Annotated in this window: 14 protein-coding genes; 10 read left to right on the forward strand and 4 right to left on the reverse strand. The window is 47.1% G+C overall.

Features of this window, described 5'->3' with window-relative positions; all coding sequences use genetic code 11:
- Positions 1-13 precede the first annotated feature (13 nt).
- The 7 genes from DWW90_RS12090 to DWW90_RS12120 are packed head-to-tail and all read left to right on the forward strand — an operon-like array spanning position 14 to position 7132.
- Positions 14-1450 (forward strand): di-heme oxidoredictase family protein, encoded by a 1437-nt coding sequence (locus tag DWW90_RS12090; protein ID WP_122345147.1) that lies wholly within the window; start codon positions 14-16, stop codon positions 1448-1450.
- A gap of 25 nt (positions 1451-1475) precedes the next feature.
- On the forward strand, positions 1476-2717 hold the full coding sequence (locus DWW90_RS12095; RefSeq protein ID WP_115499635.1) for a porin: 1242 nt from the start codon (positions 1476-1478) through the stop codon (positions 2715-2717).
- Between the two features lie 4 nt (positions 2718-2721).
- A complete protein-coding gene (locus DWW90_RS12100) occupies positions 2722-3441 on the forward strand; it encodes a hypothetical protein (protein ID WP_122345148.1) in 720 nt (239 codons plus the stop codon).
- A gap of 12 nt (positions 3442-3453) precedes the next feature.
- Positions 3454-4608, forward strand: coding sequence for a Rid family hydrolase (locus DWW90_RS12105; RefSeq protein WP_122345149.1), 1155 nt, complete (start codon positions 3454-3456; stop codon positions 4606-4608).
- 9 nt (positions 4609-4617) lie between these two features.
- Positions 4618-5322, forward strand: a complete 705-nt coding sequence (locus DWW90_RS12110) for a hemerythrin domain-containing protein (RefSeq protein WP_122345150.1) — start codon at positions 4618-4620, stop codon at positions 5320-5322.
- 12 nt (positions 5323-5334) lie between these two features.
- A complete protein-coding gene (locus tag DWW90_RS12115; RefSeq protein ID WP_122345151.1) occupies positions 5335-5943 on the forward strand; it encodes a response regulator transcription factor in 609 nt (202 codons plus the stop codon).
- Positions 5944-5986: 43 nt separating this feature from the next.
- Entirely contained in the window at positions 5987-7132 is a 1146-nt protein-coding gene (locus DWW90_RS12120; protein WP_122345152.1) for a Rid family hydrolase, read from the forward strand.
- Positions 7133-7144: 12 nt separating this feature from the next.
- Here the strand turns inward: DWW90_RS12120 and DWW90_RS12125 are convergent, their stop codons facing one another.
- The 3 genes from DWW90_RS12125 to DWW90_RS12135 form a co-directional block, all read right to left on the reverse strand.
- On the reverse strand, positions 7145-7492 hold the full coding sequence (locus DWW90_RS12125) for a DUF86 domain-containing protein (protein ID WP_122331752.1): 348 nt from the start codon (positions 7490-7492) through the stop codon (positions 7145-7147).
- On the reverse strand, positions 7482-7790 hold the full coding sequence (locus DWW90_RS12130; protein ID WP_122331828.1) for a nucleotidyltransferase family protein: 309 nt from the start codon (positions 7788-7790) through the stop codon (positions 7482-7484). The genes DWW90_RS12125 and DWW90_RS12130 overlap by 11 nt, the downstream gene beginning before the upstream one ends.
- A gap of 251 nt (positions 7791-8041) precedes the next feature.
- Entirely contained in the window at positions 8042-11356 is a 3315-nt protein-coding gene (locus tag DWW90_RS12135; RefSeq protein WP_122345153.1) for a DUF6383 domain-containing protein, read from the reverse strand.
- A gap of 208 nt (positions 11357-11564) precedes the next feature.
- On the opposite strand from DWW90_RS12135, the gene DWW90_RS20990 reads away from it, so the two are divergent.
- Entirely contained in the window at positions 11565-14888 is a 3324-nt protein-coding gene (locus tag DWW90_RS20990; RefSeq protein WP_147382428.1) for a DUF6383 domain-containing protein, read from the forward strand.
- A gap of 274 nt (positions 14889-15162) precedes the next feature.
- Here DWW90_RS20990 and DWW90_RS20810 read toward each other — a convergent pair whose 3' ends face one another.
- Complete coding sequence (locus tag DWW90_RS20810) at positions 15163-15408, reverse strand: hypothetical protein (protein ID WP_122333208.1); 246 nt, start codon at positions 15406-15408, stop codon at positions 15163-15165.
- A 321-nt stretch (positions 15409-15729) separates the two neighbouring features.
- Between DWW90_RS20810 and pflB the strand changes: the two genes are divergently transcribed.
- Both pflB and pflA read left to right on the forward strand, forming a co-directional pair.
- Positions 15730-17970 (forward strand): formate C-acetyltransferase, encoded by a 2241-nt coding sequence (gene pflB / locus DWW90_RS12150; protein WP_122345155.1) that lies wholly within the window; start codon positions 15730-15732, stop codon positions 17968-17970.
- Positions 17967-18707, forward strand: a complete 741-nt coding sequence (gene pflA / locus DWW90_RS12155; protein ID WP_233547738.1) for a pyruvate formate-lyase-activating protein — start codon at positions 17967-17969, stop codon at positions 18705-18707. Before pflB ends, pflA begins: the two co-directional genes overlap by 4 nt.
- Positions 18708-18738 lie beyond the last annotated feature (31 nt).

Here is an 18738-nt window from a genome sequence, read left to right on the forward strand (position 1 = left end):
GCTGATAATCAATATGACAAGATATCAATTTCTTTCGGGTAAATTGACTATCATCCTTGTATTCGCTTTCTGTTGTTTCGGGTTGTGCCAGAGCTGTACGACCGAAGACGACGTCAGCGAATACAGCGGGATAATCAAACCGAACGGGAAAGCGGCCTTGGAAAAAGAACTTTCGGCAGGCCGCTCCACGATTTTCTCCAATGCGGCGGATGCCTACGACACCGATTCCTACTGGGTCAGCGAAAACCAGGAACTGTCGAGGCGTTTCAACAAAGGAGATGACTTGTATGACAGCGCTTACGGCATAGACGACGGTTTAGGCCCTCTCTACGGAGGATATTCATGCGGCAGTTGCCACAAAGGGACGGGACGCACACGGCCGGCTATTGCCGACGGCGGTTCCGGCTCGGGTTTCTCTTCCATGCTGATTTATATCAGCCGGAAAACAGGCGGGTATATACAGGAATACGGACGTGTCCTGCATGACCAGAGCATCTACGGGACGAAAGCCGAAGGGAAGCTCAAGATAACGACAACAGCGCAGAAGTACAGCTTTCCCGACGGGGAAGAGTACGAGCTGGTAACCCCTCACTACCGGATAACCGAATGGTCGGCAGACAGCATCGCGCCGGAAGACCTGCGCATCTCTGTCCGTATGCCTCTGCGGCATGTCGGGATGGGACAGATGATGGCATTGGACCTCGACCAGTTGCAGGAACTCGCCAAGCAAAGCAACTATCCGGAATATGGCATCAGCGGACGGCTTAATTACGTCACGGAAAAAGGGCGGTACGGCATCGGACTGTCCGGCAACAAGGCCAACCACCAGGATTTGACAGTCGAGTTAGGCTTCTCGTCCGACATGGGTGTCACCAACGACCGCTTTCCGCACGAAGTGGGCGAAGGACAGCCGCAGATGATGGGGAATGCCTACTCCGGCGTAGAAGTATCGACGGAAGATATGGCAAACGTAGACCTCTATATGCACTGCGTCGGAGTACCGGCACGGCGTAACGTGACCGACCCGGTTGTCATCAAAGGCGAACAGCTGTTTTACCAGGCCAAATGCCATTTATGCCATGCCGTGACTTTACATACACGGCCCAGAGGCGTATCTCTGCTGGACGGCTGGACGGAACTGACGCAACTCGGCAACCAGGTCATCCACCCCTATTCGGACTACCTGCTGCACGACATGGGTGTCGAACTCGGTGACGACTATCCGGCCGGACTGGCAAGCGGCAACGAGTGGCGCACGACTCCGCTCTGGGGGCTGGGATTGCAGGAGGTTGTCAACGGGCATACCTATTACCTGCACGACGGACGCGCCCGCAACCTGACGGAAGCAATCATGTGGCACGGAGGTGAAGGAGCCGCTTCGCGCACACTGTTCTCACGTATGTCGAAAGACGAACGCGCAGCCCTGCTCCAATTTCTAAAAAGTTTATAAATACAGACGCACACATACAAAGACGATGAAACAAAAAAAGATACTTACATTGGCGACAGCCGCACTATGCAGCCTCCTTGCCCTTCCGGCTATCGCCCAGGAAACAGAAAAGAAGATAGACGACAAATATGTAGAAAACGACGTCGTATCGTTAGCCGGGAAAAAAGGGTTCTCCTTCACGACCAAGGCGGGCGACTTCTTGCTGAAACCATACGTTTTGGTACAGACTTGCGCCACACTGAACGAATATGACGACCAGGGGCTGGAAAGCTATTATGCCAAAAACATCGCAAACACGGGCTTTGCCGTTCCCAATGCCATTTTAGGATTTACAGGAAAGGCGTTTGACAAGGTGACGTTCAACCTATCCATCAATGCGGCTAAAAGCGGCGGCGCACTGCTGCAACAAGCCTGGTTCGACATCGCTCTGAAAGACGAATTCCGCATCCGGGCCGGGAAATTCAAAACGCCGTTCATGCACGCTTACCTGAGCACGCTGGGCGAAACGCTTTTCCCCGTACTGCCCTTCTCCGCATCGGCCTCCATCCTGTTGCCGTATGACATCAACTATGCCGTGCCGGGCTTTGCCACCGGTTTCGATCTCGGCGTACAGCTGCACGGGACGCTCGACAACAGATGGAACTACCAGGTCGGCGTCTTCAACGGAACAGGCATCAACGTCAACACGGCCACCAAGACGAACACCGACGACCATAGCTGGCTGCTCTCCTTGCTCTATGCCGGACGCCTCGCCTATATGCCGATGGGACAGATGCCAGCTTCGCAGGGAGATCCGGAAAACCTGAACGACAACAAGATGCAGATCGCCGTCTCGGCCTCCTACAACGCAGAAGCCGAATATCTCAGCAGCAGCGACACACGTGTCGGACTGGAATTTGCCTGGATGATCAACCGCTTCTATTTCGCTGCCGAAGGATATTTCATGAATATGCATTTTACCAAGATCATGAACAAGGCCGACGAGAACTTCTGGGCGGCATACGTACAGGGCGGATACTTCATCACCCCCAAACTGCAAGGCGCATTGCGTTATGACTTCATGGACCGTAACGGGACGAAGAAGGGCGGTTTGCTGAACATGCCGGCCGTCGGCGTAAACTACTACTTCTTCAACAATAACCTGAAGTTGCAACTTATGTACCAGTATCTCGGACGTTCCGGACACGACACGCAAGCCGACCGCGACGCCTCTGCTATCGGACTTGCCCGCAACAGTGCTACCGCCATGTTACAATTTACATTCTGACAAGATGAGACGAATGATATCCCTAAAAAACGGAGTCCTGCTTTTCCTTGCCGCCCTCTTGCTGGCAGCTTGCGACGAAGGGAAAATATATCCGGAGGAAACGCCGGTCGACCTGGGCCGGACGGCAACCGTAAACGTCCGGTTCAAAGGACTGGGGGCATGGCCAAAAAAGAATTACCTGTCGCTCGTCGCCCTCGGAGACAATTCGGATACGCCGACGCAGAACAAGCGTTTCTCCAAACCGGTCAACGCAGACAAGACAATCTCCGTCACACTGAACAACCTGAAGGACGACACGCGGAAAATCTGCATTGCCGTCGTCAGTAACGGGTTGGACATCGTCTATACATATTATACGTACGAAGTAGACAAGTCCGGCGATAATATCGTCATCGACGTGGACGCGTTGGAGTTGGCCAGCTACGACAGAATCCAAGAGCAGGTGTTCGACGCGAACTGCATAGCCTGCCACGGAGGAAGCACGCAGGTCGCCGGAAAGCTGAACCTGACACGCGATAAATCCTATGCGGCACTGGTGGATGTGGAAGCGCCCCTTTCGCCGGACAAGAAGAAATATGTAGACCCGGGCAATCCGAACAACAGCTATCTGCCGGAAATACTGGAAGACAACGACTATCATAAGGACATGTTCAACAGTACCGGCAAACAGGAAGTATTAGCGCTTATCAAAACCTGGATACAGGAGGATGCCCCTAATAATTAAACGTACCGACACATGACATTGACAACAAAAACATACGAACACGACACCATACACGTTCAAATTTGTTCTTTCACAGGAAAAGGAGGAGTGGCGGAATATCAGTTACTGATGTCCGTCACCGATCCTTGCCTGTCTTTCTGCAGCCAGTTGGAAAACCTGCAAAAAGCATACGCCAAAGCAGTGACGGAAGAATTGCCGACCCACGCAATGGCCGTATTCCGCCGCTACTTCCTGAGCGATGCAGCCAACCAGGCCGACCTGGTCACGGAATGGGAATGCGAGAACTCGTGCTGCCCGCTCTCGATCGTGCAGCAGGCTCCCCTGAACGGCAGCAAGATCGCGCTCTGGGCTTATCTGCAGACGGAGATGAACGTGCAGAACTGCAATAACGGACTGGCGGAAGTCTCGCACAACGGCTACCGTCACTTCTGGGAAGGCGGAGCGGCCAACAAGGCTTCCAACTCCGAATATCAGACGCGTCTGCTACTCAACAATTACATCCTGCTACTGACGGAAGAACGTTGTACGCTCGCTGCCAACTGCATCCGCACCTGGTTTTTCGTCCAGAACGTGGACGTCAACTATTCCGGCGTAGTAAAAGCGCGCAAAGAGGTCTTCATCACCCAGGGATTGACGGAGAAAACACACTATATCTCCAGTACAGGAATAGAAGGACGCCATGCCGACCCGAACGTATTGGTTCAAATGGACAGCTACGCCGTCGACGGCCTGCAACCGGAGCAAATCCGTTTCCTCTACGCCCCTACCCATCTCAACCCGACCTACGAATATGGGGTGACTTTCGAGCGGGGGACAGCCGTAACCTACGGTGACCGGAAGCAGATATTCATCTCAGGAACGGCCAGCATCGACAACAAAGGCGAGATCGTCTATCCCGGCGACATCGTAAAGCAGACGCAACGGATGCTGGAGAACATCGAAGCCCTGTTGCAGGAGGCCGGAGCCGGAATGGATGATATCACGCAGGCAATCGTTTACCTGCGCGACCCGGCGGACTACCAGGTGGTCAGCCAATACATAGAAAACCACTATCCGTCACTCCCCCACCTGATCGTACACGCACCTGTCTGTCGCCCGGGCTGGCTGATCGAGACGGAATGTATGGCGGTCATACCGGCAGATGCCCCGCAATTTGCATGCTTATAAAAACCTAAAATGATAAAAGATATGGGAAACATGAAGAACGGAAAATACAGGGAAGCGGACAAGATGAGCGACCTGATATGCGAGAATTATCCGATGGTTCTTGTGATGAGCCGCTTCGGGATCGACCTGGGGTTCGGAGAGAAAAACATCGGGGAAGTATGCCGGCAGAACGAAATCGACACGCTTACTTTCCTGACTGTCGTCAACTTCCTGACGGATGCGGAAGCGGTTCCGGTTGCCGGCTACAACAAGGATATATCCATCTCCTCGCTTATCACCTACCTGCACAATGCGCACGACTACTTCCTGAACTTCCGACTGCCCCATATCCGCCATAAACTGACAGAAGCGATCGCGAGCTGCCCGAAAGACGTGGCCTACGTGATCCGCCGCTTCTTCGACGAATATGCAGAAGAAGTGCACAAGCATATGTCGTACGAGGAAAAGACCGTTTTCCCCTACGTCCGCAACCTGCTGAAAGGGGAAAAAGACCCGAAATATAACATCTCCATCTTCCGCAAGCGGCACGACCAGATCGAGGGAAAGATTACGGAACTGAAAAACCTGCTTCTCAAATACTATCCGGGGCCGGACAGTAACCTGCTCAACAGTGTCTTGTTCGATATTTTTGCTACCGAACAGGATCTGGCTTCTCACAACCGTGTAGAAGACTATATCTTCGTACCCGCTATCTTGTCTTTGGAAAAACAATAAAAACAACCGATCATGTCCACAAATATAAAAATAGCGATAGCCGAACCCTCCGCCATCATCCGGTGCGGACTGGAAACGCTGCTGAAACGATTACCCGGATTCCGCATCCAGATATCGGAAATAACAGCGGCAGACTGTCTGACGGAAGGCTTACGCATCTATAAGCCGGACATTCTGATTATCAATCCTTGCTTGCCGGGAAGCACGAACTTCCAACATCTGAAAGAGGAATGCGGATGCCCGGATATGAAATGTATTGCCCTTATATATAACGTATGCGATCCGGTTCAACTCCATGCCTACGACGACCAGATATCGGTCTACGACAGCACCGACGAATTGAGACATAAGCTGGAACGGCTCAACGCCGAAGAGATTCCGGAGACAGAAGGGGAAAGCGACGACCAGCAGACGCTCAGCGGACGCGAAAAGGAAATCGTGGTCTGCGTGGTGAAAGGCATGACAAACCGGGAAATAGCCGACAGGCTTTATCTCTCCACGCATACCGTCATCACCCACCGCCGGAACATCGCCCGTAAACTGCAGGTACACAGTGCAAGCGGTCTGACCGTTTACGCGATCGTCAACAAATTGATCGCGCTAAAGGATTTGAACAACTGATATTTTCCTTATCTTTACGATCAACTGCAAAAACACAACATTTATGGACCTGATAAGGAAAACATACGACACTACGGAGGTGCAGATCACCTCTTTTCAATCAACCAAAGGTATCACGGAATACCATCTTCTCTTCCGGCAGACGGATTGCATGGAGGATTTCCACGCTCAATTACAACAGATACAAGAAGCCTACGCGCGTTGTGTAACCGAACTGCCGGGTAATCCGGTTGCCGTTTTCCGGCGTTATTTCCTGAGCGACGTGACCAACCAGACGGACGAGCTGATGGAACGGGAACGCCTTTCCCCCTATTGTGCACTTTCCATTGTGCAGCAGGCGCCGATGAACGGGACAAAGATAGCTTTGTGGGCCTGGCTGCAAACGGGTGTGCAGACACAGGTCTTGCCAAGCGGGTTGTTCGAAGCGCGCCACAGCGCATACAGCCAGCTTTTAGGCGCCAACCAATGCAACAGAGCCGCCAATTCGGAATATCAGACGCGCCTGATTTTCCGCGATTACATCATGCAACTGACGGATGCCGGATGCACACTGGCAGCCAACTGCCTGCGGACCTGGATATTCGTTCAGAATGTAGACGTAAACTATCCGGGCGTAGTCAAAGCCCGCAAAGAGGTGTTTGCCACGCAAAACCTGACGGAAGAGACACATTTCATTGCCAGCACGGGAATCGAAGGGCGCTACGTCGACCCGATGGTATTCGTCACGATGGACACATATGCTGTTTCGGGTATCTGTCCGGAGCAAATCCAATATCTGTACGCTCCCGATCACCTGAACCGCACGTATGAATACGGCGTCACCTTCGAGCGAGGAACCGCCGTCACGTATGGCGACCGCCGCCATATCTTCATCTCCGGTACGGCCAGCATCGACCGCTACGGCGAAATCGTCCACCCCGGCGACGTCATGCAACAGGCTTCCCGCATGATCGAGAATATCACCGCCCTCCTGCAAGAAGCCGGCGCCACCCTCGACGACATCATGCAAGCCGTCATCTACATCCGCGACACAGCGGACTATGCACGAGTCAAGCAATATCTGGATAAAAACCATCCGAATCTCCCTCATATCATCGTCCGCGCCCCTGTCTGCCGCACCGGTTGGCTGGTAGAAATGGAATGTACGGCGGTAACGGACAAAGGGGATGAAAGGTTTGCGGCGTTATAAGTAGTATTAATGTCAAAGGATCGTCTGCTGGTTTAGCAAGGTATTTACTTGCTTTTCCAGCTTTGGCAAATCTTTACTGATAACACCCCAAATAATGACATTATCAACCTTGTCATAACCATGTATCACAAAGTTTCTCAGATCTACAATCTTCCGGGCATTATCTATAGCAATATCAGGATCCAAATCAAGAAGATGGTTGGCTGCTTCTCCGATGATCTCTAACTCACGCTCCACAGCACGTCGTAAAAGTTTATTCTGTTCATAGGCAAGAAAGTCCCTTTTCTCTCCCAGATACTCATAAATCGACAGAATAGACTGCTGCATATCGTACAGATACTTTTGAATATTACGCCCCATATATCAATTTCTTACTTTGTTCTATATCTGCAATAAAAAAGGGATTGGAAAGAGAGCGCTGGGTGACCAAATCTATTTTTCTCTTAAACAGTTCAACAAGTTTCTCCCTCAAAGAGAAATAATTATCTGTATATTCTTCAATTGAAATATCAGGCTCAAACTCTATCAGTAAATCAATATCACTATGTTCCGTAAATTTATGAGTATTGACAGACCCAAAGGAATACAAACTCTTCACTTTGTATCGCCGGCATAAATCTTTTATGGCTTCTATTCGATTTTGTAAGATAGCATTCATATTTCCTTCTGTCTTTAAACGCATTAGCAAAGATATAAATAGTTTTTCAATATTCCTATTACGAGATAAAAAACGAAGCCCTGGCGGAATATTCCGTCAGGGCTTGTTCTTTATCTGCTCTCTTTCTTCACAGAAGTACGGGCAGCATACTTATTTTTTTACTTTAGTATTAATGTACCACTTGTTCGCCCTCACGGGTTAATTGAACGGTCGAAAGGACCGGACGCATGGTCATTATTGATTATATTTTCTTATTTAACGATAGCTTTAACAGCTTCTTCACCTTCAACAGCTACAACAACTACACCGGCAGGAGCAGCGATTACAGCGTCGCTTGAAGTGATTACCGTGTTAGCTACTGTCTGGCCTAAGATATTAGTGATAACCACTTTCTTACCTTCGGCATTAGCAATTCTTACAGCGCCATTCTGAGCAATTACTGTTACTTCAGATGTAGCGATTGTTTCATTGTCTGTAGCCAGCTCATCGTTTTCTTTGTTTTCAACATTGAATACCAATGCACCGTCACCGCCAGTCTTAGCGTTAGAGAACAAAGAAGGATCTTTTGTCAGAACAACGCAACCATTCTGGATCTTCAACCATGCTGCATTTTCAGGAGCGATATTTTCGCCGTCATAGTTGTTAGATTCGAACAGGAATGAGTTTTCTTTACCTTCTGCTGTAACGTTAGCTGCGTTTTCAGGATGTACATAACGGAATGACCAAGTATAGTTCTTGTGATTGTCCTGAGACAACAGGTTCTTAATATGTACGCCTTCATCTGCGAACAGTGTAGAATCAGCTTTTTCCAAAGCCTTGAAGTCGATCTTGTCATTAGCTACGCTTCTATATTCAGCCGGTAAAATCCACAATGTATCAGCAACACGGATACCTTCTACGAAACCTACGCGAGTGTAACCACCTGCGATATCGGCATAAGGTTTATCCTGACCGTAAACATCAACAGAATCCTGGAAGCTTACCAGATATTTAGCTCTTTCGAAGCCCGGGATTGCCGGATGAGCATGTTTACACAACATAGGATCGTCAGTGATCTGTCCGTCAGGAGTGATGTGCGGACCATCTTCTGTACAAGGAGTACCTTCTACACCTTCGAAATCATTATGATTTACAGAGATCAGGTACTGCGGTTTGATATAACCACGGCCACGACCAACCCAAGCTGTATCGATCTGGAATGCCAAGCCTGTTGCTTTATCGGCAGTCCACATACCTGCATAACTTACATTAGCATCCATCAAACCACCTTCGCGGTTGTTTTCGTCCATCAGATATTCTTTACGAACATTTTCGAAGAATCTCAGGCTATCACGACCATCAGTTGCGCTTTCGCCAAGATTTACGTTGTTGAAGCGACGATACAAAGGAGTGTTATCCGGGTTGATAGCAAATGCAGAAGTTCTTGTTTCGCCCAGCGGCTGAACCTTAACGGTTGCATCCAGGATATCATCTGTTACACCGGCTTTGTAATCACCGATAGTCTCATCATCAGCCTTTACGATTGCATAGAAGCATTCGCCTTCATAATGGTTGTTTTCTTTGAAGAAGAAGCTGTCAGCAGGAGCACCGAAGTATTTAGACATTGCATATTTAGCTTCAGCAGCTTCACCCATAAAGGCATCTTTCAACTGGATAGAATAAGAAACTCTATACAGTTTCTTGATACCGGCTCTCTTCAATTCAGCAGCAGTACCGGCATAACCATAATTAGCCCACTTCTTTTCAACCAGACGGAATGCATCCTTACCGTTCAATACATTCAACAGAGAATCTTTACCAGCACCCTTAGCCAAATATTTGCTATTTTCGCCAGTTGCATACGGGTGCAGATATTTGAATGTGTATTCATCCAAGAAGAACTTAGCATCTTTGATGTTCTTGTAACCTAACAATGTATCCTGATATGCTTCAGCGATCAGCGCTGCATTATCCTTAACACCTTCAGCATCTTTTACCTGTACGAATACCAAAGAGTCTACTCCCTGATAAAGAGCGTCAGAAGCAGTCATATATTTTGCACCTTCAGCCTGCATCAACTGAGACAGAGTTGTCTGAGTCGGATATTCACGGTTCGTTACGTTTACAGGAGAATAAGCTTTCACCTTATCGCCAGTGTTCTTTTTCAATACAACCCACTGGTAAGCCGGCATATGAGCAGGAAGCTGTTCGTCAGCTTTAACAGTAACCCATTCCAAAGATGTACCATTCTTATGGATCGGAGAAGCCAAGTACTGGCCTTTCTGGTTCATGATGAAATACAAACCGTCAGCAATAGAAGTACGACCATTGTAACCAGCTTCGCAACCTTTAAAACCTAAAGTGATATCGGTTTCTTTCTTGTCATAGATTGTTACAATACGAACTTTGTCCTGAATTAAGTCCTGAACGGTTACAAAGTTGTTTTCACCTTTTACACCAGCTGCGGTCGGAAGTACTGTTGCAGCAGCGTCAGCTACCCAATTAGAACCATTTGTAGCGGTTGCCGGATCATAATCCATTGCAGACTTAACCTGGATTACTAAGCTATCTTTTGAAGGATAGTAAGAGAAAGCGAACTTATACTGATCAGCAAGACCTGTTACTTTGCGAATAGAGTCGGCAGCAGAAGTCGGTTTTGTAGCGGCCGTACTTGCCTGACGTTTAGCATAGCTCAGATCAGACCATTTGAAAGCACGGAATCTTTCACCACTTGCATTAACGATAGAAGTATCGACACGCAGATAAGAACTGTCTGTAGTCAATACAAATACATAATCATTTTCAGAAGGAACACCTTCAGCCAAGAACTTGCCAGCATTCTTTCCATTGAACGGGTTAGCAACAGCAACCTTTTCGCCCTGTTCGTCCGGAGAGAATTTCAGTGCAACACCTTTATCGGCAGCCTGCATTCCCAGATAAGTGTTAATTTCGTTTGCACCCAAACGAATTACATCTGCTTCAACCAATGTAAACTTAGTCAAAGCTGTACCGGCAGCATCTTCAGCATCGGCATAAGCTTCAGATGCACCCATTTTCTTAACCAAAATCTTATCACCTGCAGCATCTTTCACTAAACCGATAACAGAGTCTGCTTTAAAATAAGAATAAAGTGTTCTTTTAGCCTGTAGATTTGCAGTGTACTGAGTAGAAAATGCCCAACCGGAAACTTCGCCACCTACACGAGTTGAATCGGCATCAGGAGAAGTTGTTGCAGCTGCACCAACAGCCAAACCTTCCAAAAGAGTACCAGCAAACTGAATATCCAAACGCTGGCCAGTAGCTTTGTTCGTAAAATCAAAGATAGGAGCTTTACCAAAACCTTCCTCTGTAACTTCAACACACCATAAGGATTTCGCCAGGTTATCTGCTTTAACAGTACCTTCCAAATACAAGGCACCACTTTCAGACATAGACAAATAACTTTTTGTACCACCAGCAGCTTCAAACTCTAACTGATACAAGCCGTCATTTGTTTTCTGCAAAGAGGTGACCGGAGTGGTCGCGTTGGCATTCATCGCACCTAACAATGCAACTCCTGCCAAAAGAGTAGAAAACTTTTTGTTCATAATTCTAAATTTAATATTAATACTAATGTTTATAAAAAGTTCAGTTCATACCGTACGTTTGTTAACTTTTGTATTTTGTATGTGAATACGTACGTTTTCTCTCGTCATTTTACAACGATTAAGAAATTCAATGTTTGAACACGAAGTGTAAGGACGATATAGAAATTCAATATACTATACATTATTATTAATTAAACATTTTAGAATTATGAACAAAAGATTTTCTACTCTTTTGGCTGCTGTAATGGTGGCAGGTGGATTGTCTTCGACAGCATCAGCTTCTGCATATGCTGATGATGCGGTGACAAACGGTTCTTGGGTACATCTGAAGACAGTAAATGGCTCTACAGAAGTCTTGACAATTGATGCAGATGGCACATTGGGCAGCTTAGCTGTTCCGACAGCTTCAAACTGGAACACTGACACACAGAATAAGCTTGCCTCTTTGTGGCGTGTGAACAAGACAGCTAAGCAAGGCACTACTGGTGCATATTTCACTTATACCTTTACAAGCAAGACTGGACAGTTGTTGTCTATCAAGTTGGTTTCTGATCAGAAAGATGGTGGAAGAAAAGCTGCTATAACCGCTAATGAGAAAGGTGGTAACACTGAATGGCTGTGGGATGATACATTAGGTTTGTATGCTTACAATACAAAGGGTGACTCTGTCTTTACATTAGATTACAATCGTGGTATTGTTTTGCATGCAGAGGAAGCTATACAAGGTGTACTACCTACAACTCCTACAACTCAGGCTTTAGTAAAGGTTGATGTTGACGGTGCTGACGTTGTCTTGAACGCTGCCGCTTTCAATGCTTTCGCAAAAGATAGTAAAGTTTATTTCCCTGGTGCAAACGTTTCTACAGGACAGAAGAATATTCTGACAGATAAGGAATGGGAAGCTGTAGATGGTAAGATTTCTACTGGTGCGTTTGCTGATCCTTCTTCTTCTCCTACTCACATCTTCCTGACTGTAAAAGGTGAAACTCATAAGGGTTCAAACTTGGATATGACAGATGTAGATGCTGATAAAGCTACTTATCTGGTTGTAGATTATAAGAACTACTACGATGCAAACAGTAAAGTTTATCCTTATCTGTTGGTAGATTCTATTCCTGTAGAACCGACTGCTGCTGCAACAGCAGACCAGATCGCTGCTCGTACAGCATTCAGTGCAGCTACCGGTAAAGGTACTCCTCGCCATCCGTTTACAGCTGCATTCACTGCTAAGTATGATATCCAGAAAGACTCTATCTCTTTGGTTGCTGCTTATGTAGAAGATAAGATTGCGGTGACTTCTATGTTGGATGGTAGAATTAAGGCTTTCACTGCTTTGGAAAGTGCATTAAGTACAGCTTCTACAACTCAATGTGCTACTTTGAAAGCTGAAGTAGATAAACTGAAAAAGGCTGTTGGTGCTTATTATGCGGCAAATAATCAGGATAAATATACGAATGCAACAGCTTTTGCAGCTGCAATGTTTGAATCAGATGGTAGTAAAGATAATGGATTAACCGGAGGAGATGAGCTTATCGGACAAGATTTTATTGATGCCATAGAAATTATTGATGTTACTTATACCACAGGAACTACTGATGCAGATAAGGAAAAGATCGCCGCGGAGAAAGCTTATGTTGCCGCTGTTGATGCATTTGTATCTGCAATTAAAGAATTGAAGATTGTTACAGATGCAGATAATTCTAAACCTGCCGTTGTAACAACAAAGAACCTTACCACTGCTTATTCCGATGGTGCTTACGCTGGTCTGGAAGTTGTAGCTCCAGCTAACGGTCAGGTTATTATCCGTGACAATGCAGGTACTAAGACTTTGACAATTGGTGCTGCTGCAACGGAAATCGTTCCTGCTATCCGTTTTGCTAAATCTTCTTCTCTGGGTGGTGACGCTGAGATCGAAGCTGGTTTATATTATGTTGTTGATATGATGAAGGGTGCTTCTAACGATAGTAAGACTTATGGTTTGTATATCGTAGACAATGCTGATATGGGCATTGAATATGTAGCGAACGCACAACCGTTTAATCCGTATGCAATCTATAACGTAGAAAATGCTGCCGGGACTACTAAGGGCAACTTCTATATCACAGCCCTGACAAACACAACTTCCAAATATTCAGGTATCACGAATGTTGTCGATGCAGAAAACGCTGTTTATGCTATCGGTGCAGATACAATCCAGTTGGTAAAAGCTGACGTAACGGTTGACAAACACATGGGCTATAAGTTTATGACAGCTCCTGAATTGGTTAACAACACATACACGATCACTTCTGCTATCGATGTATTGGAAGGTTATGGTTTCGCTATGAAGGCTGCTGCTGACTCCGCTATCTATGCTATCGATGGTGATGAAACTGCTTATACATTGGTTGCAGCTGGTGCTGCCACTAAATATGGTATGGACGATGCTTTGGAAAAACAGGCTTATAATATCAAGGATGCTGACGGTAACTTCGTAATCTTCGAAAACAACGCATATCGTTTCGCTAACGAAACCGGTGATATCGCTTCTAAGAAAGCTGCTTTCTATCTGATGGCTGTAGGTTCTGAATCTACTTATGTATTGTTTGATACAAACAATAGCGGTTATGAAAAGTTGATCGTTGAATCCAGAACAAAACAGATTATGTCTGAAGCTTTGGACGGTGCTAAGAACAATACGTTCTTCGTAGCAGCTGTTCCCGCTCCTGCATCTTACAAATCTTTGCCGAAGCATGTAAGCATCAAGGCTCTGAATGGTGATAATGTAGCTGTTAACGCTGCTAATCAAGGTGTCGTAGCCCGTGAAGGTGACCTGAAAGCTTCTTACACTGCTGAAGACTTTACTTTCTGGTTGGATACAGCACATTATGAAAATGCAGAAACATTTACATATTATGTGACTAAGGGTACTGAAGACAGCCGTTTGTTTATGTATAATTCTGTTGACTCTTCTGAGGTACAGGATGCAGACAAGAAATTCCCGTACATCTATGGTGCAGACGCAAGCTGCGTAATTTTCCTGCCGGCTGCTGTTTTGGGTCAGGATACATTGATAGTGAATGCTACAGATACAGTTTCTATAGCTAAGGGTACTTCTAAAGATGGTTTGAAACATGCTGTTAAGGCAGGTGTTAAGAACTTCCAGTTCAGCTTCGAGTTTGCAAGCAAGGACGCTGAAGGTGAATACAACATCGTATGCCAGAATAAAGATGGTAAGAACTATGTTCATAACATCAATGGTGTTTTGGCTATGGGTGCAAAGGCTAATGCTCTTGTTGTTGATGTTAAGGATGCTGAAGCTCCTACTGCCAACGAATCTGCTCCTTCTGTATCAGAAGTGAAAGTTATCGCTACTAACGGTGGTGTTCAGATCATCGGAGCTGCCGGCAAGAAAGTTGTTATCACTAACATCTTAGGCCAGACAGTTGCTAACACAGTTCTTTCTTCAGACAACGCAACAATCGCTGCTCCTGCCGGTGTAGTCGTAGTTGCTATCGAAGGCGAAGAAGCTGTAAAAGCAATCGTAAAATAAGAATGAATTTATAATCAAATAATTCGACCGCGCGGGGTTGTGCGGATGCGCGTAGAGACGGACGGCCGTCCGTCTCTACATTACGGATGAATATCCGTTTATCCCAATCAACACCAATTACCCTGCGACAGGTGACCAAGCGGTCAGATTTAATATTAATAATACTAAATTAATGAAATTAAAAGTTCATCTGCTTTGCCCTCTGTGAAGACCGAATGCAGACAAAAAACAAGCCCCGACAGTTAGATGCTGCCGGGGCTTCGTTGATTTTTTATTATAACTTACCAACTGTGGCTTGATTGATAATCCAGTTTGCATCTTGGAATTGTGTCAGATAATGCTCATTGATTAGATTGCGTAGCATAATCTCAAACATACTCATGATTCCATAAAATCGTTGGCATAATTTTATATTATACTGATAGAGTTGTATGGTTTTGGCTTTATCTCCACCACAAGCGCTTTTATATTTGTTTATTCGTGACGCGGATAATAACCGGACACTTTCGTTGTATTTCATTTGTTTAATAAAATTGCATCTAAATACTTGCAAATATGCTAACTTATATCTACATTTGCAATGTAATACCCTGTCGTCCCTGTCGCAAGACAAACTTCAGGGTTTTTGTTTTATATATTAGTCCTTGTCACTAACAAAAGACTTTCTCGTTTTACTTCTTTGAAAGTCAATGCGACAAAGATAGTTATTCTTTTATTCCCTCTTATCCCCATTTATAGGTATTTTCCCCCTTTTAACACTGATCCGCTTGGAGAGTGTTTCCCTGATAGCAGGAAAAAGCGTATCTTTGCACGCCTAAACCGAATTAGACAAGATAAGCTTATGAAGTTTGAAAACGAGAACTGGGCGCAGTTCAAAGGAGAAACCTGGAAAAAGGAGATCAATGTAAGAGACTTTATCCAGAACAATTACAAGCCTTACGACGGAGATGACAGTTTCCTTGTACCCTCTTCGGAGAAGACGAAGAAAGTGTGGAACAAACTGACCGAAATGTTTAAGGTTGAGAGGGAAAAAGGAGTATATGACGCCGAAACGAAACTTCCTCAGGGGATCGATACCTATGGCCCCGGTTATATCGATAAGGAAAACGAGGTGATTGTAGGCCTACAGACGGATGCTCCGCTGAAACGCGGAATCTTTCCGAAAGGCGGTATCCGCATGGTTGAAAACAGCTTGGAAGCCTATGGGTATCATCTGGACCCGATGACAAAAGAAATCTTCACCAAATATAGAAAGACGCACAACGAAGGTGTTTTCTCCGCTTATACGGACGAAATGGTTGCTGCACGCCGCTCGGCTATCATCACAGGTTTGCCTGATGCCTACGGACGCGGACGTATTATCGGCGACTACCGCCGTGTGCCTCTCTACGGAACCCGAATCCTGATCGAAGAAAAGAAACGTTTCCAGAAACGTCTCGACATTCAGGAACTGACTGAAGAAATCATACAGAGCCGTGAGGAGATAACCGAACAGATCAATGCGCTGAAAGCGTTCGAACGGATGTGTGCCGCCTATGGTTTCGATGTGACACGTCCGGCACAGGATGCCCGCGAAGCCGTGCAGTTCCTGTATTTAGCTTACCTGGCTGCGGTGAAAGATCAGGACGGGGCTGCCATGTCTTTAGGACGTACATCGACTTTCCTCGATATCTATATCGAAAAAGATATACGTGAAGGCAAGCTGACGGAAGAAGAAGCACAGGAACTGATCGACCAGTTTATTATCAAACTGCGTATTGTCCGTTTCCTGCGTACACCGGAATACAACGACCTGTTCTCGGGCGACCCTGTCTGGGTGACTGAATCGCTGGGCGGACAGGGCGTCGACGGCCGTTCGTTAGTGACAAAGACCTCTTACCGCTACCTGCATACCTTATACAACTTAGGTCCGGCACCCGAACCTAATCTGACAGTGCTTTGGTTCAATAATGCGCCGGAGAACTGGAAACAGTTCTGTGCGAAAGTGTCGATCGACACCTCGGCTATCCAGTATGAGAACGACGACCTGATGCGTCCGGATTACGGTGACGACTACGGCATTGCCTGTTGTGTCTCTCCGATGAAGATCGGCAAGCAGATGCAGTATTTCGGCGCACGTGCGAATCTGGCCAAGTGCCTGCTGTATGCCATCAATGGCGGGCGTGACGAGAAATCGGGCGTGCAGGTGGCTCCCCGCTTCGAGCCGATTACCGGTGAATACCTGGACTATGACGAAGTGATGGAGAAATATGAGCAGATGATGCGCTGGCTTGCCAAAGTGTATGTCAATGCGTTGAAGATAATCCACTATATGCACGACAAATATGCGTATGAAGCGTTCGAGATGGGCCTCCATGACGGGGATGTGCAGCGTATCCGTGCAACCGGTATCGCCGGCCTTTCCATTGTTGCCGACTCGCTGGCCGCTATCCGCGACACGAAAGTGAAAGTGATCCGTGATGAACGCGGTCTGGCTGTCGATTTTGAACGTGAAGGCGAATATGTGCCTTTCGGAAACAATGACGATCGTACCGACAGTATCGCTGTCGAGATCACCGAGAAGTTCATGGAATACCTGCGCCAACATCAGACCTACCGTAAGGCTACGCCGACACAGTCTATCCTGACAATTACCTCGAACGTGGTTTACGGAAAGAAAACCGGTGCGACTCCCGACGGCCGTCCGGGTGGTACGCCGTTCGCTCCGGGTGCAAACCCGATGAACGGACGCGACAGGAAAGGGGCGATTGCTGCTTTGGCCTCCGTAGCCAAACTGCCTTTCCAACATGCGCACGACGGTATCTCCTATACGTTCGCCGTTTCCCCTGCAACCTTAGGGAAGGAACGTGCCGTACAGGTGAACAATCTGGTGAGTCTGCTGGACGGTTATTTCACACCCGACGGCGGACAACATCTGAACGTGAACGTCTTCGACAAAGACCTGCTGCTGGATGCCATGGAACACCCGGAGAAATATCCGCAACTCACGATCCGCGTCTCCGGTTATGCCGTAAACTTCGTGAAACTGACCCGCGAACAGCAGCTCGATGTCATCTCACGAACAATCAACAGCGCCTTATAGTGTTAGGAAGAATACATTCAATAGAGAGTTTCGGGACCGTCGACGGTCCCGGAATTCGCTTTGTCGTCTTTATGCAGGGCTGTCCGCTTCGCTGCTTGTATTGCCATAATCCGGACACGTGGGAAATAAAACGGGACGGGAGCGAAAAAAATCGGGACACGTCCCATTTTCGTGAACCTGGTGACCTGTTTGCTGAGGTGTTGCGTTATAAGAATTTCATAGCCAAAGGCGGTGTGACCGTAACCGGTGGCGAACCTCTGTTGCAGCCGGCTTTCCTGAAAGAGTTTTTCCGTCTTTGCCGTGAGAACAGCATTCATACGGCGTTGGACACGTCCGGCTATATCTGTTCAGCGAAAGCGTTGGAGGTACTCGAATCTGTGGACCTGGTTTTACTGGATATCAAAACGATAGATGCCGAATTGCATCCCCGCCTGACTGGAGTCGGAGGGGAGAACACCCTGCATTTCCTGGATGAACTTGAACGCCGGCAGATTCCGGTCTGGATTCGCCATGTCGTTGTTCCCGGCCTGACTGACGATGACGCTTCGCTCGAGGCGCTTGCCCACTATATCAGCCGTTATAAGATGGTACAGAAAGCGGAACTCCTTCCTTACCATACGATGGGCGTTTATAAATATGAGGCGCAGGGTATGGATTATCCCTTAAAAGGCGTCGAGCCTCTTTCTGCCGAACGTTTGGCTAATGCCAAGGCGATCTTCAAGAAATATGGCCTTTAGATTGCGAAATACCTATAAATGGGTATAACAA

The sequence above is a fragment of the Parabacteroides sp. AF17-28 genome (assembly GCF_003479205.1).
In the GTDB taxonomy this organism is placed as follows: Bacteria; Bacteroidota; Bacteroidia; order Bacteroidales; family Tannerellaceae; genus Parabacteroides; species Parabacteroides acidifaciens.